General features: G+C 41.0%; 18 protein-coding genes, 2 tRNA genes and 3 rRNA genes. 17 read left to right on the forward strand and 6 right to left on the reverse strand.

Annotation, left to right across the window (positions count from 1 at the left end; all coding sequences use genetic code 11):
* Window positions 1–109: 109 nt before the first annotated feature.
* The 6 genes from MTT09_RS04130 to MTT09_RS04155 all read left to right on the forward strand — a co-directional run bounded on the left by MTT09_RS04130 (window position 110) and on the right by MTT09_RS04155 (window position 5,116).
* Complete coding sequence (locus MTT09_RS04130; RefSeq protein ID WP_002939508.1) at window positions 110–376, forward strand: ACT domain-containing protein; 267 nt, start codon at window positions 110–112, stop codon at window positions 374–376.
* 9 nt (window positions 377–385) lie between these two features.
* On the forward strand, window positions 386–1,723 hold the full coding sequence (locus MTT09_RS04135) for a PFL family protein (RefSeq protein WP_103610982.1): 1,338 nt from the start codon (window positions 386–388) through the stop codon (window positions 1,721–1,723).
* 103 nt (window positions 1,724–1,826) lie between these two features.
* Entirely contained in the window at window positions 1,827–2,516 is a 690-nt protein-coding gene (locus tag MTT09_RS04140) for a hypothetical protein (RefSeq protein WP_021084217.1), read from the forward strand.
* Window positions 2,517–2,672: 156 nt separating this feature from the next.
* Window positions 2,673–3,125, forward strand: a complete 453-nt coding sequence (locus tag MTT09_RS04145) for a hypothetical protein (protein WP_429802700.1) — start codon at window positions 2,673–2,675, stop codon at window positions 3,123–3,125.
* A 285-nt stretch (window positions 3,126–3,410) separates the two neighbouring features.
* Window positions 3,411–4,610 carry a tetrahydrodipicolinate N-succinyltransferase N-terminal domain-containing protein gene (locus MTT09_RS04150; protein WP_429802702.1) on the forward strand — a complete coding sequence of 400 codons (1,200 nt, stop codon included), beginning with the start codon at window positions 3,411–3,413 and terminating at the stop codon, window positions 4,608–4,610.
* Between the two features lie 11 nt (window positions 4,611–4,621).
* A complete protein-coding gene (locus tag MTT09_RS04155) occupies window positions 4,622–5,116 on the forward strand; it encodes a hypothetical protein (RefSeq protein ID WP_084041531.1) in 495 nt (164 codons plus the stop codon).
* A 30-nt stretch (window positions 5,117–5,146) separates the two neighbouring features.
* On the opposite strand, the gene MTT09_RS04160 is transcribed toward MTT09_RS04155, so the two are convergent.
* The 6 genes from MTT09_RS04160 to MTT09_RS04185 form a co-directional block, all read right to left on the reverse strand.
* Window positions 5,147–5,482 (reverse strand): Fic family protein, encoded by a 336-nt coding sequence (locus MTT09_RS04160; RefSeq protein WP_429802704.1) that lies wholly within the window; start codon window positions 5,480–5,482, stop codon window positions 5,147–5,149.
* Complete coding sequence (locus MTT09_RS04165) at window positions 5,454–5,999, reverse strand: DUF4172 domain-containing protein (protein ID WP_429802706.1); 546 nt, start codon at window positions 5,997–5,999, stop codon at window positions 5,454–5,456. Before MTT09_RS04165 ends, MTT09_RS04160 begins: the two co-directional genes overlap by 29 nt.
* A gap of 29 nt (window positions 6,000–6,028) precedes the next feature.
* Complete coding sequence (locus MTT09_RS04170; RefSeq protein ID WP_429802708.1) at window positions 6,029–6,454, reverse strand: gamma-glutamyl phosphate reductase; 426 nt, start codon at window positions 6,452–6,454, stop codon at window positions 6,029–6,031.
* Window position 6,455: 1 nt separating this feature from the next.
* Window positions 6,456–7,250 carry a CsgG/HfaB family protein gene (locus MTT09_RS04175; RefSeq protein WP_429802710.1) on the reverse strand — a complete coding sequence of 265 codons (795 nt, stop codon included), beginning with the start codon at window positions 7,248–7,250 and terminating at the stop codon, window positions 6,456–6,458.
* Between the two features lie 128 nt (window positions 7,251–7,378).
* Window positions 7,379–9,190 carry a glutamine--fructose-6-phosphate transaminase (isomerizing) gene (glmS, locus tag MTT09_RS04180; protein ID WP_107791680.1) on the reverse strand — a complete coding sequence of 604 codons (1,812 nt, stop codon included), beginning with the start codon at window positions 9,188–9,190 and terminating at the stop codon, window positions 7,379–7,381.
* A gap of 3 nt (window positions 9,191–9,193) precedes the next feature.
* The gene (locus MTT09_RS04185; protein WP_429802712.1) at window positions 9,194–11,692 is read right to left on the reverse strand and encodes an HD domain-containing protein; all 2,499 of its coding nucleotides are present in this window, start codon (window positions 11,690–11,692) and stop codon (window positions 9,194–9,196) included.
* A gap of 110 nt (window positions 11,693–11,802) precedes the next feature.
* Between MTT09_RS04185 and mqnE the strand changes: the two genes are divergently transcribed.
* The 11 genes from mqnE (at window position 11,803) to MTT09_RS04240 (ending at window position 23,891) form a co-directional block, all read left to right on the forward strand.
* The gene (gene mqnE / locus MTT09_RS04190) at window positions 11,803–12,867 is read left to right on the forward strand and encodes an aminofutalosine synthase MqnE (RefSeq protein ID WP_429803707.1); all 1,065 of its coding nucleotides are present in this window, start codon (window positions 11,803–11,805) and stop codon (window positions 12,865–12,867) included.
* Between the two features lie 11 nt (window positions 12,868–12,878).
* Window positions 12,879–14,171 carry an NCS2 family permease gene (locus tag MTT09_RS04195; RefSeq protein ID WP_149700969.1) on the forward strand — a complete coding sequence of 431 codons (1,293 nt, stop codon included), beginning with the start codon at window positions 12,879–12,881 and terminating at the stop codon, window positions 14,169–14,171.
* A gap of 12 nt (window positions 14,172–14,183) precedes the next feature.
* Window positions 14,184–14,624 (forward strand): phosphoribosyltransferase, encoded by a 441-nt coding sequence (locus MTT09_RS04200; RefSeq protein ID WP_012001533.1) that lies wholly within the window; start codon window positions 14,184–14,186, stop codon window positions 14,622–14,624.
* Between the two features lie 9 nt (window positions 14,625–14,633).
* The gene (locus MTT09_RS04205; protein ID WP_429802715.1) at window positions 14,634–15,851 is read left to right on the forward strand and encodes a hypothetical protein; all 1,218 of its coding nucleotides are present in this window, start codon (window positions 14,634–14,636) and stop codon (window positions 15,849–15,851) included.
* Window positions 15,852–15,854: 3 nt separating this feature from the next.
* Window positions 15,855–16,541 (forward strand): pilus assembly FimT family protein, encoded by a 687-nt coding sequence (locus MTT09_RS04210; protein WP_429802717.1) that lies wholly within the window; start codon window positions 15,855–15,857, stop codon window positions 16,539–16,541.
* A 402-nt stretch (window positions 16,542–16,943) separates the two neighbouring features.
* A 16S ribosomal RNA gene (locus MTT09_RS04215) occupies window positions 16,944–18,454 on the forward strand.
* 94 nt (window positions 18,455–18,548) lie between these two features.
* Window positions 18,549–18,625 (forward strand) — tRNA-Ile (locus MTT09_RS04220).
* Between the two features lie 12 nt (window positions 18,626–18,637).
* Window positions 18,638–18,713, forward strand: a tRNA-Ala gene (locus MTT09_RS04225).
* 434 nt (window positions 18,714–19,147) lie between these two features.
* Window positions 19,148–22,051: ribosomal RNA gene (locus tag MTT09_RS04230) — 23S ribosomal RNA — on the forward strand.
* A gap of 133 nt (window positions 22,052–22,184) precedes the next feature.
* Window positions 22,185–22,303 (forward strand): 5S ribosomal RNA (gene rrf / locus MTT09_RS04235).
* The 16S, 23S and 5S rRNA genes sit together here with 2 tRNA genes alongside, the layout of an rRNA operon.
* A gap of 550 nt (window positions 22,304–22,853) precedes the next feature.
* Window positions 22,854–23,891, forward strand: a complete 1,038-nt coding sequence (locus tag MTT09_RS04240) for an isoaspartyl peptidase/L-asparaginase family protein (protein ID WP_429802719.1) — start codon at window positions 22,854–22,856, stop codon at window positions 23,889–23,891.
* The last annotated feature ends 4 nt before the right edge of the window (window positions 23,892–23,895 follow it).

The following is a 23,895-nucleotide window of genomic DNA, read 5'->3' on the forward strand; positions in this document are numbered from 1 at the left end:
TTAAAATTTGCCAGTTTAAATTTGGCTACCAAAATTTGGCTTGCTTGATGTAGGGCTTAAATTTTGGAGCCAAAATGCACTTTAAAAAGAAAATTTAACAGGAGAAAAGATGAAAGCGATCGTAACCGTAGTCGGAAAAGATAGAGTTGGCATCGTTGCTGGCGTCTCAGCAAAGCTTAGCGAGCTAGGTCTAAACATAGATGATATAAGTCAGACTATTTTGAGCGACTTTTTCACGATGATGGCGGTGGTTTCAAGCGATGAAAATAAGGACTTTACAGCCTTAAGAGCGGAGCTAGATAAGCTTGGAGAGAGCCTAAAAGTAAAGATAAATATCCAAAGCTCAGCCATTTTTGATGCGATGCACAAAATTTAAGGACAAAAGATGGATATCAAAAATGTAACCGAAACGATCTCGATGATCGAGGAGCAAAATTTTGACATCAGAACGATCACGATGGGCATTAGTTTGCTTGATTGCATCGATCCTGACATAGGTAAAGCCTGCGACAAAATTTACGCAAAAATCACCACTAAAGCCAAAGACCTAGTTAGAGTGGGCAACGAAATTTCTGCCGAGCTAGGCATACCAATCGTCAATAAAAGAGTGAGCGTGACGCCTATCTCGATAATCGGCGCCGCAACGGATGCAAAAGACTACGTGATGATCGCAAAGACGCTTGATAGGGCGGCTATTGAGGTTGGTATTGATTTTATAGGTGGTTTTTCGGCTTTAGTGCAAAAGGGCTATCAAAAGGGCGATGAAATTTTGATAAATTCTATCCCACAAGCACTAGCACAAACCGCAAAAGTGTGCTCAAGCGTCAATGTCGGCTCAACAAAAAGTGGCATAAACATGAGCGCAGTGCGTGACATGGGACGCATCATAAAAGAGACGGCGGCGGCTTCAGAGATGGGCTGTGCGAAGCTTGTTGTCTTTGCTAACGCAGTCGAGGACAATCCTTTCATGGCTGGTGCATTTCACGGCGTGGGCGAGGCTGATGTGGTGATAAATGTCGGCGTTTCAGGCCCAGGTGTCGTAAAAAGAGCCCTTGAAAAGGTGCGTGGCGAGAGCTTTGACGTGGTGGCTGAGACTGTGAAAAAGACGGCATTTAAGATCACTCGTATCGGTCAGTTAGTTGGTCAAATGGCGAGCGAGCGCCTTGGGGTGAAATTTGGTATCGTCGATCTTTCTCTTGCTCCAACGCCTGCTGTGGGCGACTCGGTGGCTCGCGTGCTTGAGGAGATGGGGCTTGAGGCTGTTGGTACACACGGCACGACCGCGGCACTTGCTCTGCTAAACGACGCGGTCAAAAAGGGTGGCGTCATGGCGTGCAATCAAGTGGGTGGCTTAAGTGGTGCGTTTATCCCAGTATCAGAAGATGAGGGCATGATAGCTGCGGTGCGCGCGGGATCACTAAATTTAGAAAAGCTTGAAGCGATGACGGCGATATGTTCGGTAGGACTTGATATGATCGCCATACCTGCGGACACGCCAAGCGAGAGTATAGCTGCGATGATCGCTGATGAGGCGGCTATCGGTGTGATAAATCAAAAAACAACAGCCGTTCGTATCATACCTTTAGGTAAAGAGGGCGATATGATCGAGTTTGGCGGCCTTTTAGGAAGAGCGCCTGTGATGAAGATAAACAAAGCCTCAAGTGCTGATTTCATCGCTCGTGGCGGACAAATTCCAGCACCAATTCATAGTTTTAAAAACTAATCTTCAAAGTCCGCTTTAAATTTGCGGACTTTTTCTTAAATTTACCCAAACTTTTCAACTGCTTTTAGTTAAAATAATAAAAATTTTAAACCAAGGAGCTAAAATGAAAATTTTATCACTGCTTACGGCGCTACTTTTTGGGGCGGTATGTGGCTTTGCAAACGATGGCAAAGTAAGAAGTATCGACATCTACGTCACGCCTTACTACTCAGCAAACGCTGGCAAGGTGGAGTATGTTAAGGTCTATGACAAGATAGATGAGCTTTTAAAAAGTGGTAAAGAGGAGGACTTCAAAAAGGCTGAAAAGATCGTGCAAGATGCCCCACAAATGGTCTCTCCGATAACTCTTTTTGTCCTCTCAGCTCGCGCTTATGATCTTGGACTTCGCGATGATGCGGTATTTTGGTTTTATGCGGCAAAAAATCGCGCGATCTTGCTAAGAGGCGTTATAGACATGGAGGGCGAGAAATTTACTGACGTGGTGGCTGCGATAGGGGCGTTTATGAAGCTTGTTGGCGACGTGGTCAATCCTTATGCATTTTGCGATATCAAAAAGCAACAAGAGATCGCTGATAAAGCGCTTGAATGGACTAAGAAAAATGCCTATGAAGCGATGTTTTCGCCAGAATTTAGCTCGCCTCACGAAGATAGAAAAGCAGCCCTTGCAAAAGGCATAGAAAAGCTAGAAGCCCGCAATAAAAAAGAGAAAGATTACTTTTTAGACAAAGACAATCTTGCTAACTTTAAAGCTATGCGCAAGCAAAATGGCACTGATGAGAAATTTTGCTTTTAAGTAGCGATAAAAACTGAAAATTTGCTTGTAAATTTAGCTTTTGCTTTATGCTAAAAGAACAAATTTACAAGCTGTCTCTATTTTAAATCACAACAAATTTGCTTAAATTTCGCTCTTTTAGAAGAGTAGCAAAATCACAAAAAATGAGAACAAAAAATGACTTTGAAATTTGGCGAACTTAAAAAAGTTGCAACTGATGATGGTTTCATTTGGTATGCGGAGACAGAGCTAAGAAGCGAAATTTTTGGGCAGGTGCCATTTTGCCTTGTTAGCGCAGATAGGGCAGACGTGGATGATGAGACTACAATGCTATCAGAGCGCATCGCCAGCGATGTTGACAGGCATATAAAAGAGGCACTTGTCTTTTTAAAAGATGAGCTTAGGCGAGGGCGCTTTTTGAACAAGGACGAGATTAAATTGCTTGATTTGCCAGTTTGTGAACTGCCCTTTAGCTCACCGCAATGTACCTTTTATGTGCACGATAAGCAGTGGCTGATGAGATTTGCCGATGGCGCGCTTGATATCTGTGAACCTTATGGTATAGGGGTGATCTTTGAGGGTGAAAGGCCGCTTTGTTTAGAAAATTTAGAGCTTAGCGAGGAGTGCTAAACGTTTAAATTTTTAAATTTACGCATTAAAAGCTAGTTAAGATTTTCAAGCTTTGCAAAAATGAGTAAAATTTGTTTTTATGTATTGGCTGCGATCAAGAGGCGCTAGAGTTTTTTAAATGATTAAATTTTGCTGCTTTAGGTTTTGCGCCCAAAACAGCAAATTTGTAAGCTATGTGTTGCAGCAGTCGCTTGGACTTTAGTTTTATCAACTTTTTAAACATCCAAAATCATAAAATTTTTAGCCATTTTTGGCTAGACTAAGAAAAAATTTAAAGGAGAATAGATGTCTAAAGAGTTTAAAGACGCAAACGAATTTAAGGAATTTTTTGAAGAATTTAGAAAAAAAGATGGTTACAAAGATCCAGTTGCTTTTGGCATCGCAAGGGTCGATCGCGGACAAAAAAATAGCGACAAAATTTTGCAAGCAAGTTACGCCGTTGTAAATTATAAAGAGAGCTTTTTAAGCGCAGCTGCTTTTATCTACGCCTTGCAAAAGTGCGATGTTGAGGTTGATTTTGATGCATCCGAGTTTGTCGCTGATCTCACGCCAAAGGTAGTAAAAAAGGCTAGCAAGCTCTTTGGCGTCTTTGAAAAAGATATAAAATCGCATAAAAACGTGGAGAATTTACACGCTGTGAAGATGGCATTTGATGACGATCTTGAGCTAAATGAGAATAAATTTAAGCTTGTATTTTTGTTCGATGACGCAAAGCCACTTAGCGTGGAGGCCGTCTATCTCAAGCTCTACTTGATCTCACTTGGCAAGGTCGCACCTAGGACGATCGTGCTTGATGGAGCCTTTGGAGTGTTACCAAATGTCGCATGGACTAGCCAAAATATCCCGATCGAGCTTGAGTGGCTAAGAGAAAATGAAATTTCTCTAAAGATGTTTGGTGAGTATCCAGCGATCGTGAGCGTGGATAAATTCCCAAGATTTCTAAGTCACATCATCCCAGCTGATAACACGAGAATTTTAGACGCTGCCAAAGTCCGCATGGGCGCTGCTGTGCATCCTGGCACGGTCGTCATGCCAGGAGCTGCTTATATCAACTTTAACGCAGGCACGACTGGTGGCGTGATGGTTGAGGGCAGGGTTAGCAGTTCTGTCGTCGTGGGCGAGGGCAGCGACGTTGGTGGCGGAGCTAGCATACTTGGCGTGCTAAGCGGCACAAACGGCAATCCTGTAAGCATCGGCAAACACTGCTTGCTTGGCGCAAACTCAGTCACAGGCGTGCCACTTGGTGATAACTGCATCGTGGATGCTGGCATAGCGGTGCTTGAGGGCACAAAGGTCTATATCTCAGCCAGTGAGCGCGAAAAGCTAGCTAAGCTAAATCCTAACTTTAAATTTGAAGCTGAAATTTACAAAGCGCTTGAGCTTGGCGGGTTAAACGGGCTTCATTTTAGACAAAATAGCCAAACAGGTCAGATCACTGCAAGTGCGAGCAAAAGGGCAATCAAGCTAAATGAGGCACTTCATTAAAAGGAGCTAACATGAAAGTTGGCATTTTGATGTTTGACAAGATAAATTTGTTAAGCTTTGCCAAAATTTATGATTTTTTGCATAAATTTGAAGGTTTTAACATCAAAACCTACGCCCTAAAGCCTGAGATAGTCGATGAATTTGGCGTCAGGCTTCATCCTGAAATTTACGCTGAGAGCCTTTATGGCGTGGATATCTTGGTCGTGCCAGATGGCGTTGGAGCGCTTGGGCTAAGGTATGATGAGATATTTTTAAGCTGGATAAAAAGCTCAGCGAGCGCGAAATTTAAGATCGGCTTTGACCTTGGCATGCTCATCCTTGGCGGGGCTGGATTTTTAGAGGATAGAGAGGCTTGCATAAGGGGCGGATACAAAAACGCGCTGAGTGGCTACTGCGAGGTAAATGACGCTAAGATGTGCGAGAGTAGGGGTGTGATAAGTGTGAGCGAATTTGATGACGAGATCAAAGAGCAGCTCGCAAAAATCCTAAGTAAAGATAAAATTTAAGGGCTTTGGCTCTTAAATTTGATAGAAATTTTATCTTTTTAATGAGCTTATAGCTTGTTTCGTGGCGCTATTTACCGCTTCTAAATGCCACTTTATCCACGCTGTGAAGTCAAAGATTAAATTATTTTCAAGCTTTGTTGTCTGCTCTAAAATTTCATAATAATCTTTTTTATTTGCGTAAATAATGCTCGAGATAGAAAACGGCTTAATGCTTTCACTAGCCAAGCAGTAGTTTGCCAAAGCCCTTGCCATGCGGCCATTGCCGTCATCATAAGGATGGATGATTGCAAACCAAAGGTGCGCTAAGGCACTTTTTACATAGGCGTTTTCGTGATTTTTATTGATAAAATTTAAAAAATTTCTCATCTTCTATGCGCTCTGTTGGCAAGGCTTCGTAGTGGATTTGCACATTTTCTTGTGAGCCTGAGACGACGCTCATCTCATCATCTCTAAATTTAGCTCTTTTTATCTTGTAAATTTTGCTATGGCTATATTCAAACAAGGCATTGTGCCAGCCATGTAGCCGCTCGAAGTTCATAGGGGCTTTGTTTAAATTTGCTTCAAGCATTAGCGAGGCTAGATTATCGCTATGTCTGGTCGCATGAGTGTCGGCTAGCCAGTCAAAATTTTCATCCAGTCTCTTTTTTACCGATGAGCGAATGCTTGATTTATTAAGCCTTTCGCCCTCTATGAGAGATGAGCTTATTATTTCATCTGCAAGTGCGCTAATTTGCGCCTTTAAAAGATCATCTCTGCTGGTCTTACTTGTTATCTCTTTTAAAATTTCGTGATCTTGTTTTAGCTTATTTGCAAGGATGTCTATTGCACTTTTATCGAAAGAAATTGGGTAGTCAGGATGTTGCCATATCCACAGGTTTTTCATCAAATTTCTTTAAAGATTATGGCTTTCGCCTATCTATAAGGTCTTCTATACTCTCTTCTAGCGTCATTGTAGCCACGTCTATATCCACGCTCAAAACCATCATCGTAGTCGTCATCATTATAGTAGCCTCCGCGGTAACTACGCTGAAATCTATCAAATCTTTCGTACTCATTTTGATAGTATGGGCGGTAGTTAGGCGGATATGGCGCATAGTTTGGATCAACAGGATAGTAGCCACTCATGCGGCAACTATCCTCATCAAAATCTTTTAATCCAAAACGAAATTTATATCCGTCTATCTTTTTACTAAGGGCGTCATAGTTTCTCGTGTCGCCATAAAATTTAGCCATTTCTCTTTCGTTTATAAGTTTGCAAAGCCCGATCTCTATCTTTTTAGTATAGTTAGCAGCTAGCAACATCGTAAATGTACAAAACAAAATGGCTATAAATTTCATCTTAGTCTCCTATTTTTATATTTCCGCCTTTGCCAAGACCGCCTTTTACATTTTGGACTTTATAGTCTTTTAGCGCGACTATAAGTTGGTTCATTGCATCCATAAAGGCATTTACGATCATCCTGCCCTCTGGTGTCTTTGTGTAGCCACCAAGTCCAGTGCTCACACGTGAAAATGAATTTGACCCCATGCCAAAGAAGTCAAAGTTGCTATCACTGCCGACTGCGCCAGCGATCTGTACGCCTGAGCGGTTGTCTATGAGAAGTAAAGATGTTTGTGTTTCGCTCTTTGAAAAGCCTCCGCTTACCTTGCCAGCAACGTTACCAAAGACAGCGCCTACAAGTCCGCTGATACCGCCAGTATCCTCTTTGCTAAATGTGATCTCTGGCTGCATGGTATAATCAGCCGCTACGACTTGACCTTTGTGAAATTTAGAGCCTTTTCTTAGCTCGCCACTAGCTTCAAGCGCGCGCTCTTGCATCATATTATCCATACTTCTGCCACGCTCTACTATGACGAAGCAGCCAGTTTGCTGAGCTAAGATCCTTAGCACTGGTACGGTTGAGCCAAGCTGATAATCTCTAGTTAGATATGAGTACCATGAGCTACTTTGATCTTCGTAAAAAGACAATGTTCCTAGCGTTTGGCTGCAACGCTCGATTTTTGTGTTGGCATTTTTTGCTGTATCACCTGCTGCGGCACCAGTTACACCGCTATTGCTGCTAGCGCATCCAGCAAATAAACAAAGAGCGGCAACGCTGCTAAAGACCTTAGATGCTAAAAATCTCTTTTTCATGAAGATCCTTTTTAATGTAATTAGAAGTGCAAATATTATAAGAAAATAATATTTTGTGAAAACTTAAATTTTAAAAGAAAAATATAAAAGTAAAATTTAAGCGGCCAGCAAGATGCTAGCCGCATAAATTATTCGACAGTTACGCTTTTTGCGAGATTTCTTGGCATATCGACGTTGTTGCCAAGTCTAACAGAAATTTCAAGTGCAAGCAGCTGAAGTACTAGCATCATCTCAAAAAATTCGCTCATATAGTGATCTTGAACGCTAGTTTTTACGTAGTCATCGCTTAGTTCAAACTCAAGCGGACTTATCGCTAGGATATATGCATCTCTTGCAGCGAGCTCTTCGACGTTACTTTTTGTCTTTTCATATAACAAATTTTGAGGCATTAAAGCGATCGTAAATAGCTTCTCATCTGCAAGCGCGATAGGTCCGTGCTTCATCTCACCTGATGGATAGCCCTCGGCGTGAAGATATGAAATCTCTTTAAGTTTTAACGCACCTTCAAGTGCCAGCGGATAGAAGATGTCTCTACCGATGAAGAAGAAGCCATGACCGTGCAAATAGTGCTTGCTTAGGCGGTGAAGCTTCTCTTGCAAAGAGTTATCTATATTTAAAATTTGTGGGATGTGAAGAAGCGTTTTGATCTCGTGATCAAGCTCTTTTTTGCTGATAGAACCCTTTGCTGATGCCATTTGAAGCACAAGCATCCAAAGTACGATGATCTGCGTTGCAAAGGCCTTTGTACTTGCCACACCTTTTTCGATGCCAGCGCGAGTTAGAAGCGTATTATCAGCTAGTCTAACGATAGATGAGTTATCGACATTGCAAATCGCAAGCGTCTTTAGTCCAGCCTCTTTTGCGATCCTAAGTGCCTCAAGTGTGTCGGCTGTTTCGCCACTTTGTGAGATGACGATGAAGAGCGAGTTTTTGTTTAGATAAGGCTTTCTATATCTAAATTCGCTTGCCACTTCGACCTTTGTTCTAACTTTAGCAAGTCTTTCAAAAAGATAGCTTGCAGTTAGCGCTGCATGGTAGCTCGTACCGCACGCACAAAGCACGACATCATCGATGCCTTTTAGGTATTCATCGTCTAAATTTTCAAGGGTCACTTTGTGGTTTTTAACTCTGCCCATGATGGTTTCAGATACGACAGCGCCTTGCTCGTAAATTTCTTTTTCCATAAAAAATGTATAACCCTCTTTTTGGGCATAGCTCTTATCTTTTGGCAAAGCATTAAATGTTATGCTAGCCTTTTTGCCGTGTTTGAAAACAGCTATCTCGTCTAAGCTCACGTAGCCGTAGTTGTTATCATCAAGGTATGCTACTTCTGTTGCGTTACCGATTAACGGCGCATCTGATGAAGCAAAATATAACTCTTTTTTGTCGCTTTTGCCTATCGCCATAGGAGCGGCATCTTTTGCGAAAAATATCTTATCAGGTGCAGTTTTGGTGATAAGTAGTGTCGCATAAGCGCCTCTTAGCTTTGCGATAGTCGCCTCATAAGCTTTAAATGGGTCTTTTTTCTCTTTTAAAATTTCTTCAAAAAGGTGCACGATCACTTCGGTGTCGGTTTGGCTGACAAATTTCACGCCCTTTGCCTCAAGCTCATCTTTAAGCTCTTTGTAGTTTTCGATGATGCCGTTATGAACGACAAATGAGTGCTCGCCAAGGTGTGGGTGAGCGTTTATCTCAGTTGGTTTGCCATGAGTCGCCCAGCGTGTGTGACCTATCGCCACGCCAAAGCCCTCTGATGTAAAGTCCTTTGTCTTTAGGGCTAAATTTTCAAGCTTGCCAACAGCCTTGAAAAAGTCGATCTTGCCATCACTCATCACAGCCATACCAGCGCTGTCGTATCCGCGATACTCAAGCTCTTTTAGACCGCTTAAAATGACCTCTTTTTTCTCTTTATCTCCGATGTATCCTACGATTCCACACATGTTTTACTCGCTTATTAATAAATTTAATATCTCTTCGCCTTTACTCTCAAGTCGCTCGTTTTTCTCGATCAAAAAGAGATTTCTCGTTCTATTTTTAACCGTCTGAATTCTAGCACTCGTGACTTGAAAATGAAGCCTATCAAAAACACTCATCACATAAGCCATTAGTCCGCGCTGATCTTTTGCGTTGATGCTAAGTTTGGCGTAATCTTTTGAGTGATTTAGCTCGAAGTTTATCTCATCTTTGTTAATATTTGGTTTCAAAGGCTCTCTTAAAACCTCGCTATTTAGGGATTTTAGGGCTAAAATTTTAGTATTTTCAAACTCATGATTTTTTACATTTTGGTTAAAGTCAAGCCTGATATAAAATTTCTTCTCAAAAAGCTCAAATATCTCCATATAAGCAAGGTCAAATTTAGCAAATTCATAGAGCAGGGCGCTTAAATTTAGGCTCTTGTTTGTATAAATTTGAATGCTTAAATTTTTACTATTGTTTATGAAAATTTCGGTTTCGTTTAGGCTGTCAGCCACTTTGCTTAAATTTATGATCTCACTCGCGCTATATTTTGTAAAGACCAAATTTGATGTGATCTTAAAAATTTTCTCTTGTAGCTTTGGCTCAAGCGCCAAAAACTCGCTATTTCGTTTTATAGACTGCTCTTTTTTTACTCGCCTTGTCGCTTCATCAAGTAAATTTTCATCGCTAAATGCGCTAAGAGAAATTTCATAAAGCTCTCTTAAAAGCTTTGCTGTGTAGGCGTTGTAAAGCCTCTCATTTGTGGCGTTTATCACGCAGTAGCTAAGGATGTAAAGCAGCTTTAAGACCTGCTTGTCGCCAAGCTTTGATATGAAGGCAAATATGACGCGCTGCGAGTAGATGTCCTCTCTGTTTGAGACGTTGCTCATTAGGGTGTGGTATTTTATCAAGATGACGCCGACGTTGATAGCTTTTTGGCTTAAATTTAGCTTGTTAGCATAGGCTCTAAAGATGTTTGCACCGATGTTTGCGTGATCTTTGCCGCCAAGTCCTTTGCCAACGTCATGCATAAGCGTCACGATCTTTAGCATCGTTTTGCCCTCCAAGCAAAGCTCGGAGTAGAGATTTTTTATAAATTTATCTTTTATATTTTCAAGAAATTTGACACTTAAAATGCTATGCTCATCAACCGTAAATTCGTGATAGCCGTCATATTCTGCTAGCTGAGAGATGTGCTCCATCGGTTTTATCAAAATTTGTATCATCTGCGCATCGAGCAAGGATTTTAAGATAGCGTAGGAATTTTCTCTTAAAAATATCTTCTTAAACTCGCTTATAGCGCGCTCTAAGCCATCTTTTGTGATGATAGCTCGCTTGATATAAAAGATCGCGCTTATATCAAATTTATAATCCACATCTTTTAGCTCCAAAAGCTCATTTATGAGATCCTCGATAAGGGCTGGCTTTTTGTGAAGTGGCACGTAGATGACGCCATTTATCTCGTAAAAGCCATTTTTTAGCCTAGCAAATTTTCTCTGCTCGAAACTTAGCTCGCTTTTGAAAAATGGCCTGCAAAGCGAAGCTGCGATAAATCTTGAATAAATAGCTACATTATTCATCGAGCTTAGCATCTTTTGACTGATGACGCTTTCGTTGTCTTGCAGCTTTTTGGACTTTGTCTGCATAAAATTTGTCGTGATCTCGACACTTGAAGCGCTAAATGTGTCGGTGTTTTGGGTTAAATTTAAAGCACTTAGCAAGCTTAGTAAAAAATCCACATTTAGATTAAAACTAGCTATCTCTTTTTCATTCATCACTTTAAGAGCTTGTGATCTAACCGAAACGTCGCTATCAAGGCAGTTTAGTATGCAGTTTAAGCGGTAAATTTCATCGATCCCACCAAAGCCACTTTTTAAATTTGGCTCTTGCGCTAAGTAGCTTATGCTAGAAAATGGCAAAAATGCCTTTAAATGGTAGTTTAAAAAGGCTTTTTTATCAAATTCTTTTATCTTTATGATCTCGCTTTTTACTAAGCGGTAGAGGCTTTTTGAGCCGCAGATGTAGCGAAGTTGCGAGGTTTCGCTTTTAAATTTAAGGTCATCTTTGAAATTTATAAAAATTTCATCCACTTCGGCGCTTTTTATCACAAATTTCATGCCAGAGCTATCTAAAATTTCAGAAAGTTCTTTTAAGAAATTTTTTATATTGTAGCCCTTTAAATTTTTATAAACTAGCAAAATTTCAAGCTCGCTATTTGCGCTAAGTAGCGTTTGGGCGTATTTGCCAGTGGCTAGAACGCTAAAGGCAAAGCTGTCGTTTTGTGGTACAAACTCATCAAAAAATTCTCGCATAGTTTCATTTAAATAAGATTTTATAAAATCATCATACTCTTTGGCTAAGAAATTTGTGAAATTTCTGCCTTGATTTTTTTGAAAATGTTTTGGCAAATTTGCCTTAAAATCAAGAAATTTCTCTTTGATCTTTGAATAATTATCGCTATTTTTGGCACTTTTATCAGCTAGCATTTAGTGTTTCCATTGTTAAAAATATCTTGGCAAATGTTACATAATTTTTGCAAAAACAAAGCTTTATTTGCTTATAATGAAGCCTTAAGTTCAGCTTTAGGACGATATAAATAATGAATCTATTACAAAAACTAGAAAGTGGCGAGAGATTAAGCAAGCAAGAGGCTTTTTCGCTTTATGCGCTTGATCTTTTTACCTTGGCTAAATTTGCCGATAAAAAGCGCAGAAAACTGCACGGCAACAAGGTCTTTTTTAATGTAAATCGCCATATCAATCCAACAAATATCTGTGCTGATATCTGTAAATTTTGCGCATTTTCAGCCCACAGAAAAAATCCAAATCCATACTTAATGAGCCACGAAGAAATTTTAAAGATCGTTGATGAGAGCGTTAGCCACGGCGCAAAAGAGATACACATTGTCTCCGCCCACAACGCAACTAGCGGCTGGCAGTGGTACTTAGAAATTTTTAAAAAGATAAAGGCAGCTCATCCAGAGCTTCATGTAAAGGCGATGACGGCGGCTGAGATCGACTTTTTATCAAGGCATTACGGCTTAAGCTACGATGAGGTGATAGAAAAGATGCTCGAATACGGCGTCGATAGCATGCCAGGGGGTGGGGCTGAAATTTTTGATGAAGAGATCAGGGCTAAAATTTGCAAAGGCAAAGTAAGTAGCGAGAACTGGCTAAAGATCCATAAAATGTGGCACGATAAAGGCAGACAAAGCAACGCAACAATGCTCTTTGGACACATAGAAAGCCGCGAAAATAGGATCGATCACATGCTAAGGATAAGGGACTTGCAGGACGAAACTGGCGGATTTAATGCATTTATCCCGCTAGTTTATCAAAGAGAAAATAACTACTTAAAAGATGTGAAATTTCTAGGATCGGCTGAAATTTTAAAGACTATGGCGATATCTCGCTTGGTGCTTGATAATGTCCCACACATAAAGGCATACTGGGCTACATCGACCTTAAATTTGGCGATGATCGCTCAGGAATTTGGCGCTGATGATCTTGATGGCACGATAGAAAAAGAGAGCATACAAAGTGCAGCTGGTGCAAATAGCGCAAATGGTGTTACACTAAAGACATTTTGCGATCTTATTAAAACATCTGGTTTTACGCCGGTTGAGCGTGACAGCTTATATAACGAACTTAAAATTTACTAAAGGAGCTTGGGGTGAAATTTTTTGACTTAGCACAAAACAAAACGAGTGTGAAGCAGGAATTTGGAGCGGGACTTACGACATTTTTAGCGATGATGTATATTGTGCCGGTAAATGCGATCATTATGAGCAAAACTGGCATGCCTTATGAGGCATTAATCACTGCAACAGCGCTAATTACCATATTTTCTACTGTATTAAATGGTCTTTGGGCGAACACGCCAGTTGCGATGAGCGTTGGCATGGGGCTTAACGCCTACTTTACATTTGGTCTTTGCATCGGTATGAAAGTGCCTTGGCAAACGGCTCTTGGCGTTGTTTTCTTAAGTGGCGTGATATTTGTCGTCTTATCTTTTACAAATTTTAGGATGTGGATAATAAGATCCATTCCGCTTGATCTAAGAAGAGCGATAAGCGCTGGTATAGGCACATTTATCAGCTTTGTGGCATTTCAGCAAATGGGCTTTATCGTAAATAACGATGCGGTTTTAGTTGGCATAGGAAATTTCAAAGATCCAAACGTGCTTCTTGGCGTTTTGGGGTTATTTTTGGTTGTTTGCTTTTGGGCATGGAAGATAAAGGGCGCATTTATCCTAGCTGTGCTTGCTACTTCAGTGATAGCTTGGGTGCTTGGCATCGCTCCTCATCCAAAAGAAATTTTCTCAACTCCAGCCTCTATCTCACCGATATTTTTAGAGCTTGATATAAAAGGTGCCTTTAGCCTAGCCTTGCTACCAGTTGTCATCACATTTTTTGTGACCGATCTTTTTGACTCGATAGGCACGCTAGCTGGCGTTGGCACGAGGGCAGGGATATTTGACGAAAACAAAAAAGATGGCGTCATAAAACTTGAAAAAACTCTTGAAGCTGACGCTGTTGCTACTGCAGCCGGCTCACTTGTAGGTGTAAGTACGACCACATCGTTTGTAGAGAGTGCAAGCGGCGTAGAAGAGGGCGGTAGGACTGGTCTAACGGCTGTATTTTGCGGACTTTTATTTATACTTACATTATTTATGTTGCCACTTTTTAAAGCGATCCCTGGTAACGCCATCTATCCGATCCTTGTAATGGTTGGCGTGCTTATGTTTGCTGAGCTTGCTAGCATAAATTTCAAAGATCCAGCCATCGCCGTTGCGACATTTTTCATAGTTGTGCTCATCCCGCTTACTTACTCGATCACAAACGGTCTTGCATTTGGCTTTATGTCATACGTCATAGTTAAGCTCATAAAGAGAGAATTTAGCGATATAAATTTAGGCGTAGTTGTGCTAGCGCTCATTAGTTTTATCGTATTTTTAGTGCATTGATAAGGATGAAAGATGATATTTTATAGCTACGATGAATTTGCCGTTGATGCTAAAAAGATGGCAAAACAGATAAAAGATGAGTTTGATCCAGAGGTGATACTAGCTGTGGCAAGGGGTGGTCTAACGCTTGGTCACTCGCTAGCTGTTGCGCTTGAAAATAGAAATTTATTTACATTAAATTCTATCCACTACGAGGATACAAACAAGCTTGATACGATACAAATTTTTAACGTGCCAGATCTTAGCAAATACACTAAAATTTTGCTTGTTGATGATATCATCGATAGCGGCGAGAGCATGGTCGAGATAAAAAGAGAACTGCTTAAACGCTATCCAAATTTAGATATAAAGATAGCGACTGTATTTTATAAAGAAAAGGCTCTGCTTTTGCCTGAATTTAAGGTAAAAGAGGCTCATGACTGGGTTGAGTTTTTCTGGGATATACATATTTAAGGGCTAAATTTGTTAGAAAGAGTTAGAGAATTTGCTAGCAGACACATCGCTTTTAGCGTATTTTTGATATGTTTGATTGATTTTGTTTTTCTGCTTTATGCGGCAAATTCTCTTAGTATAAGCTACAACGAGGCTGAAATTTTCTTTCAAAAGCACAGCCTTCTTGGCTATATTTTAAAACTAAGCGCCCATTTTTTTGGTCAAAATGACCTTGCTGTGCGAGGCGTGATGATCTTTTTTCACATCGCAAGCGTGGTTTTGATGTATAAGGTGAGCAAATTTTACATCAAGCTTGAGTTTGACAGGATCATAGCCGTCCTACTTTTTGTGCTACTCCCTGGCACACTAGCTTCAGCCCTTATCATAAATAACGCTGGAATTTGCATCACTTTAGCGCTTTTGTGCATATATCTTTTTCATATTAAAAAGAAAATTTTATTTAGTCTCTTTTTCTGCCTAGCCTTTTTCATAGATGGCGATTTTTTGATATTTTATGCAGGATTTTTTATATTTGCACTTTATAAAAGAAAGCCGCCACTTGCTTGGCTCAGTGCCATTTTATTTTTTCTGACACTTTACTTTTTTGGCTTTGAAACAAATGGCAGACCAAGTGGGCACTTTATCGATACTTTTGGCATATTTGCTGCTGTATTTTCGCCATTTGTCTTTATTTTTTTTGTATATACGATTTATAGAATTTGGGTTAAGGAGAAGAAGGATCTTTTGTGGTTTATCGCCATTTGCTCATTTTGCTTTTGTATGATAGTCTCTGTGCGCCAAAGGCTAGAGCTTGAGCAGTTCTTGCCATTTTGCGTGATCGCAACGCCACTTATGGTAAGAGTTTTTTTCAACTCTTATCGCGTGAGACTGCCAAAATTTAGAAAAGGACACAAAATTTGCACTGGTTTAGTGATGCTTTTTTTGGTATTTAACTGGTCAGCGATCATCTTTAATCAAATTTTTTACATCTTTTTAAACGATCCTACAAAACATCTCACTTATAAATTTGATGTAGCAAAAGAGCTGGCAGATAAACTAAAAGAGGCTGGAGTGCAAGATATTGCGACTGATGACACAAGGCTTGCTCTTAGGCTTAAATTTTATGGGATAAAAACAAAAAGCTACTCTAAAAATTTATTAGCAAGTGCCGATTTAGATGAGAAGTCAAAATTTAGTATAGAAAAAATGGGAAAAGTAGTTGCAAATTTCAATATCAAGGAACGATAAAATATGAAAAAAAGAGCTTTTACGATGATAGAGCTTGTTTTTGTTATTGTTGTTGTTGGAATTTTAGCTGCCATTATGATCCCAAAACTAAATAGAAATGCCTCAAAAGAAGCCGCAAATCAGATCCTAACTCATATAAGATACACTCAACACCTCGCTATGCAGGATGATAAATATTCTATCACTGAAAAAGGATGGGCAAAACAGCGCTGGACGATAGCTTTTGCAAAAGATAAAGTAGATGGTTGTTCGGTTGATAAAAATAATGAGCAAACTTGGAAATATAGCGTTTATTATGATAAAAGTATGACCGGAAATCCAAATTCTCAAGATGAGTTTGCAAGTGATATTTATAAGACTGGAAAGTTATTAACAGCTGGCTGGAGTGGTATGTCAGGTGGTGACTGCAAAAAGATAAACAAAGAGCTAAATATAGAAAAAAGATTTGGTATAACAGATGTAACTCTGTCTGGCGGATGTGTAAAAGGAAATGCTAAGAAAAAAATCGCTTTTGATGAAATGGGACGACCGATGTGGTCAATAAGCACAGTTGGCGGTGGTATAAAGCGACCATACGATAGACTTGTTAAAAAAGATTGCAGTATAACAATAACTGATAAACGTGGCAATCAAACAACTATTACTATAGAAAAAGAAAGTGGTTTTGCATCTATAAAAGAGAATAGTTAAATTTAGTTAAAAATTTATAGTTTTTATTTTTTAAAAAAAAGTTGCCATTTTTTAATCTGCATTTAAGCATCCCTCATATATAATTCCAGCTCACGAAACGAGAAACCACCTTTAACTTCAACGTTAATAAAGCCTTTTTCTTATCGTTGTTCTTTTAACTTACAATTGTTAAACTATTAGTCAATCTTTGAAATCTAAACAAGTGATCGATTGAGCCAGTCTATTATGATTAAATAATAGATTAGACAAACTAATATAAAAACTAAAGGTTTTTTTTGATTAAAAACTTCATAATAAATACTAAAAGCAATTTTAGTAAAAACATTATTACTAGATTGCATTAGCAATCTTAGTCTTTAGTGTTGCTTCTTAGTAAAGCTTTGCTTTACGTTAAAGAAGGTTAATATGGAGAGTTTGATCCTGGCTCAGAGTGAACGCTGGCGGCGTGCCTAATACATGCAAGTCGAACGGACAAGTAAGAGCTTGCTCTTATGAGTTAGTGGCGCACGGGTGAGTAATGTATAGCTAATCTGCCCTACACTAGAGGACAACAGTTGGAAACGACTGCTAATACTCTATACTCCTCTCTAGCATAAGTTAGATAGGGAAAGTTTTTCGGTGTAGGATGAGGCTATATTGTATCAGCTAGTTGGTGAGGTAATGGCTCACCAAGGCTATGACGCATAACTGGTCTGAGAGGATGATCAGTCACACTGGAACTGAGACACGGTCCAGACTCCTACGGGAGGCAGCAGTAGGGAATATTGCTCAATGGGGGAAACCCTGAAGCAGCAACGCCGCGTGGAGGATGACACTTTTCGGAGCGTAAACTCCTTTTGTTAGGGAAGAATAATGACGGTACCTAACGAATAAGCACCGGCTAACTCCGTGCCAGCAGCCGCGGTAATACGGAGGGTGCAAGCGTTACTCGGAATCACTGGGCGTAAAGGACGCGTAGGCGGATTATCAAGTCTCTTGTGAAATCCTATGGCTTAACCATAGAACTGCTTGGGAAACTGATAATCTAGAGTGAGGGAGAGGCAGATGGAATTGGTGGTGTAGGGGTAAAATCCGTAGAGATCACCAGGAATACCCATTGCGAAGGCGATCTGCTGGAACTCAACTGACGCTAATGCGTGAAAGCGTGGGGAGCAAACAGGATTAGATACCCTGGTAGTCCACGCCCTAAACGATGTATACTAGTTGTTGCTAAGCTAGTCTTGGCAGTAATGCACCTAACGGATTAAGTATACCGCCTGGGGAGTACGGTCGCAAGATTAAAACTCAAAGGAATAGACGGGGACCCGCACAAGCGGTGGAGCATGTGGTTTAATTCGAAGATACGCGAAGAACCTTACCCGGACTTGATATCTAACAAATCATCTAGAGATAGAAGAGTGTCTGCTTGCAGAAATGTTAAGACAGGTGCTGCACGGCTGTCGTCAGCTCGTGTCGTGAGATGTTGGGTTAAGTCCCGCAACGAGCGCAACCCACGTCATTAGTTGCTAACAGTTCGGCTGAGCACTCTAATGAGACTGCCTTCGTAAGGAGGAGGAAGGTGTGGACGACGTCAAGTCATCATGGCCCTTATGTCCGGGGCGACACACGTGCTACAATGGCATATACAATGAGAAGCAATATCGCGAGATGGAGCAAATCTATAAAATATGTCCCAGTTCGGATTGGAGTCTGCAACTCGACTCCATGAAGCCGGAATCGCTAGTAATCGTAGATCAGCCATGCTACGGTGAATACGTTCCCGGGTCTTGTACTCACCGCCCGTCACACCATGGGAGTTGATTTCACTCGAAGCCGGAATACTAAATTAGTTACCGTCCACAGTGGAATCAGCGACTGGGGTGAAGTCGTAACAAGGTAACCGTAGGAGAACCTGCGGTTGGATCACCTCCTTTCTAGAGTACATATAGATATTCTCTCACAAGATATCTATAAGAAAGATATTCTCAATCATCCTTGTTTAGTTTTGAAAGATTGATAGACCTATAGGGGCCTATAGCTCAGCTGGTTAGAGTGCACCCCTGATAAGGGTGAGGTCACAAGTTCAAGTCTTGTTAGGCCCACCAGAGAATTTAATTGGGGAATTAGCTCAGCTGGGAGAGCGCCTGCTTTGCACGCAGGAGGTCAGCGGTTCGATCCCGCTATTCTCCACCATAAAATAGTTTAACAGCAAAAGTCTATATTAAGTGTTTTAAGAAACATTTACTTTAGACTTTTAAGCGTACTTGATCTTTATTGATTATAAAGTTGCCGAAAGCAACTTTGTGCTTTAGGGGTTTCCAAAGGGTGCAACTCTTTGGTCGTAAAGGCTAGCTTGCTAGTCTGCGAAGTCTAAATGTTCTTTTAATTAATATTGTTAATAGTCACAAGCAAGTTTTAAAAACAATTTTACAGGACTTGTTAAAGATTTAAATTTCTATTCTCTTTGCATTTAATGCAAAAGTTTGACATCACAATCTATTTAGGATTTAAAACTTATCTAAATAGTAGTCAATGCTTTCCGTCTTGAGAGCTAGAATTTAAATGTAGTAACATAAAGTTATCTTTAACAAGGAAGTGATGCGAATTAGAATAATCTAATATAGAAAAGGTAAGCTACAAAGAGCAAGTGGTGGATGCCTTGGCTAGTAGAGGCGATGAAAGACGTGCCAGGCTGCGATAAGTCTCGGGGAGCCGTCAAGGGGCTTTGATCCGGGAATTTCTGAATGGGGCAACCCAACTAATAGAGATATTAGTTACCGTATAACGGAGCGAACGAGGGGAATTGAAACATCTTAGTACCCTCAGGAAAAGAAATCAAAAGAGATTACGCTAGTAGCGGCGAGCGAACGCGTAAGAGGGCAAACCACTAGTTTACTAGTGGGGTTGTAGGACTGCAATATAGACTAAACTTAGCTAATAGAACAACCTGGAAAGGTTAGGCACAGAGGGTGATACCCCCGTATATGAAAGCTTTGTTTTACTTAGCAGTATCCTGAGTAGGGCGGAACACGTGATATTCTGTCTGAAGCTGGGTAGACCACTATCCAACCCTAAATACTACTACTAGACCGATAGTGCACAAGTACCGTGAGGGAAAGGTGAAAAGAACTGAGGTGATCAGAGTGAAATAGAACCTGAAACCATTTGCTTACAATCATTCAGAGCCCTATGATTTATCAGGGTGATGGACTGCCTTTTGCATAATGAGCCTGCGAGTTGTGATGTCTGGCGAGGTTAAGGAAACCCGGAGCCGTAGCGAAAGCGAGTCTTAATAGGGCGTTTAGTCAGACGTTGCAGACCCGAAACGATGTGATCTATCCATGAGCAGGTTGAAACCGGTGTAAGAGCCGGTGGAGGACCGAACCCGCTAGCGTTGAAAAGCTATGGGATGACTTGTGGATAGGGGTGAAAGGCCAATCAAACATCGTGATAGCTGGTTCTCTCCGAAATATATTTAGGTATAGCGTCATGTAGTAACACTAGGGGGTAGAGCACTGAATGGGCTAGGGCATACACCAATGTACCAAACCCTATCAAACTCCGAATACCTAGTGTGTAATCATGGCAGTCAGGCGGCGAGTGATAAAATCCGTCGTCGAGAGGGGAACAACCCAGACTAACAGCTAAGGTCCCTAAATCTCATTTAAGTGGAAAACGATGTGGAGTTACTTAAACAACCAGGAGGTTGGCTTAGAAGCAGCCATCCTTTAAAGAAAGCGTAATAGCTCACTGGTCTAGTGATTCTGCGCGGAAAATATAACGGGGCTAAAATGAGTACCGAAGCTTTAGACTTAGTTTACTAAGTGGTAGGAGAGCGTTGTATTTGCGTTGAAGGTATACCGGTAAGGAGTGCTGGAGCGAATACAAGTGAGCATGCAGGCATGAGTAGCGATAATTGGGGTGAGAATCCCCAACGCCGTAAACCCAAGGTTTCCTACGCGATGCTCGTCATCGTAGGGTTAGCCGGGTCCTAAGCAAAGTCCGAAAGGGGTATGCGATGGAAAATTGGTTAATATTCCAATGCCAACTATAATGTGCGATGGAAGGACGCTTAGAGTTAGAGGAGCCAGCGGATGGTAGTGCTGGTCGAAAGGTGCAGGTTGGAGTTCAGGCAAATCCGAACTCCTTTAAGCCGAGGCCTTACAGGTGCGTGAAGTTCTTCGGAATGAATCGTAAATCCTTGATACTGTCGAGCCAAGAAAAGTTTCTAAGTTTAGTTATAGTTGCCCGTACCGTAAACCGACACAGGTGGGTGGGATGAGTATTCTAAGGCGCGTGGAAGAACTCTCTTCAAGGAACTCTGCAAAATAGCACCGTATCTTCGGTATAAGGTGTGCCTAACTTTGTGAAGGATTTACTCCGTAAGCATTGAAGGTTACAACAAAGAGTCCCTCCCGACTGTTTACCAAAAACACAGCACTCTGCTAACTCGTAAGAGGATGTATAGGGTGTGACGCCTGCCCGGTGCTCGAAGGTTAATTGATGACGTTAGCTCTGCGAAGCGTTTGATCGAAGCCCGAGTAAACGGCGGCCGTAACTATAACGGTCCTAAGGTAGCGAAATTCCTTGTCGATTAAATATCGACCTGCATGAATGGCGTAACGAGATGGGAGCTGTCTCGAAGAGGGATCCAGTGAAATTGTAGTGGAGGTGAAAATTCCTCCTACCCGCGGCAAGACGGAAAGACCCCGTGGACCTTTACTACAGCTTGACACTGCTATTGGGATAAAAATGTGCAGGATAGGCGGGAGGCTTTGATCCATAGACGTCAGTTTATGGTGAGCCATTGTTGAGATACCGCTCTTTTTTATTCTGATAGCTAACTAGCTTGAGTTATCCTCAAGTAGGACAATGTCTGGTGGGTAGTTTGACTGGGGCGGTCGCCTCCCAAAATGTAACGGAGGCTTACAAAGGTTGGCTCAGAACGGTTGGAAATCGTTCGTAGAGTATAAAGGCATAAGCCAGCTTAACTGCGAGACATACACGTCAAGCAGAGACGAAAGTCGGTCTTAGTGATCCGGTGGTTCTGTGTGGAAGGGCCATCGCTCAAAGGATAAAAGGTACCCCGGGGATAACAGGCTGATCTCCCCCAAGAGCTCACATCGACGGGGAGGTTTGGCACCTCGATGTCGGCTCATCGCATCCTGGGGCTGGAGCAGGTCCCAAGGGTATGGCTGTTCGCCATTTAAAGCGGTACGCGAGCTGGGTTCAGAACGTCGTGAGACAGTTCGGTCCCTATCTGCCGTGGGCGCAAGAAGATTGAGGAGAGTTGACCCTAGTACGAGAGGACCGGGTCGAACCAACCACTGGTGTACGAGTTGTCCTGCCAAGGGCACCGCTCGGTAGCTATGTTGGGATGTGATAACTGCTGAAAGCATCTAAGCAGGAAGCCAACTCCAAGATGAATCTTCTTTTAAGAGCTCATATAGACTATGTGTTTGATAGGCTGGGTGTGTAATGGATGAAAGTCCTTTAGCTGACCAGTACTAATAGCTCGTCTGCTTATCTTTTAATAAGCATCACTTCCTTGTTAAGGATAAAAACTTAATAAGATATGTTTTTATAAAACTTTGTTTATGACTTTTAACTTTATTTAGTAGTGTTAAATAAGAGATTTATCTAGTATATCTTTTATTTAACACTGCCCGTGACTATACAGACGAGGAAACGCCTTGCTCCATCTCGAACCAAGAAGCTAAGCTCGTCCTGGCTGATGATACTCTCCCTTACTGGGATGTTGGAAAAGTAGGTCGTTGCGGGCTTTGTTGTTTATCTGCTTTAATTCTTATATTATTAATTCTGGTTTTTATTAGTGTTTATTTCTATTTAAGTATAAAATAGTAGTTTTTATTTTTTTATTATTAGATTATTGGTTTAGCGACCTTTATTTTGTGCTGTATGCTGTAATTGTGTGTTTTTGGTGTGTAAACACAATGCTTTGTGCTAGGGTTGTTGGTTATTTAGTTACATTCGCCACCTATCGCACAAATATTAGACCAACAAGTTGTCTAATTGGTTTTCTGCTATGCTATATTTATTCCATTGCTTATTAAAAATGCAGAACCTTAACTATTTGATATTAGCATGACCTCTAAGCTGATCTTCAAAAAGTCATTTTTGAGGTGATGTATTGATAGTTTCTTATTTTTATCATTCTTGTTAAAGTTTTATTACACACAAATGAACACGATGCTAAATTTATTAAATTTAACACTGCCTCATGCAAAAGTATATACTTATATTAAGCTAAACGAAAAGTATTAAGTTATATTATTTTTTTAAGATTTATCAAATTTCTTTAAAGGAGAGCGTATGAAACTAGCATTTTCAAAAGCTGTTTTTGTAGCAGCTGGCGTTGCCTTATTCGCAGGCTCACTCTTAAACGCAGAGGATAAATTTAGCCCTGTTATTGTCATACATGGTGGCACTAGCGGACTTGAGCTTACTAAAGATGAGTTTAAAGTGCGCGAAGAGCCTATGAAAAAGGCGCTTTTAGCTGGTCAGGCCGTGCTTGAAAAGGGCGGTAGTGCTATGGATGCAGTTACGGCAGCCATTATGGTGTTAGAAGACGATCCAAATTTTAATGCTGGCAAGGGCGCAGTATTTACAGCTGACGGCTTTAATGAGCTGGATGCCTCGATCATGGATGGCTCTACTAAAAAAGCAGGTGCAGTAGCGATGGCAAGGCATATCAAAAACCCAATCCTTGGTGCAAGAGTTGTAATGGACAAGACTTGGCACACTCTTGTTGCTGGCGAGGGAGCTGACAAGCTAGCCAAAGAAAACGGCCTAGAGATGGTTGATCAAAAGTACTTTTTCACGCAGTTTAGATATGATGCACTCCAAAGGGCTAAAGAGAAACAAAAGCTCATGCTTGATAGCGAAAAGACAAAGAAAACTTCGCTAAATTTATATGAGCGTCCATATCTTGGTACTGTTGGAGCGATTGCTCTTGATAAAAATGGCAACCTAGCCGCAGCAACAAGTACTGGTGGCATGACAAATAAAATGACTGGCCGTATAGGTGATAGTCCGATAATTGGCTCTGGAACCTATGCAGATAATGACTCAGTGGCAGTCTCTTGCACAGGCACAGGTGATATCTACATGCGTGTAAATGCTGCTCATGAAGTCTCAGCTCTTTATAAATACAAAACTTCAGATGTGCAAAAAGCAGCCGAAGAGGCTGTAAAAGAGGTAGCAACACTAGGTGGCAGTGGTGGTATCATCTCTATTGATAAGTCTGGCAAGACAGGCTTTGCTTGGACTAAAGATAAGCTTGGTATGTATCATGGTGAGGCTAGACTGGGAGCTAAACCAGTTGTTTACTGGCCGCTTGGTGAGAAATGATTAG

Origin of the sequence: Campylobacter concisus, from assembly GCF_050447505.1 — a bacterium.
In the GTDB taxonomy this organism is placed as follows: Bacteria; Campylobacterota; Campylobacteria; order Campylobacterales; family Campylobacteraceae; genus Campylobacter_A; species Campylobacter_A concisus_BP.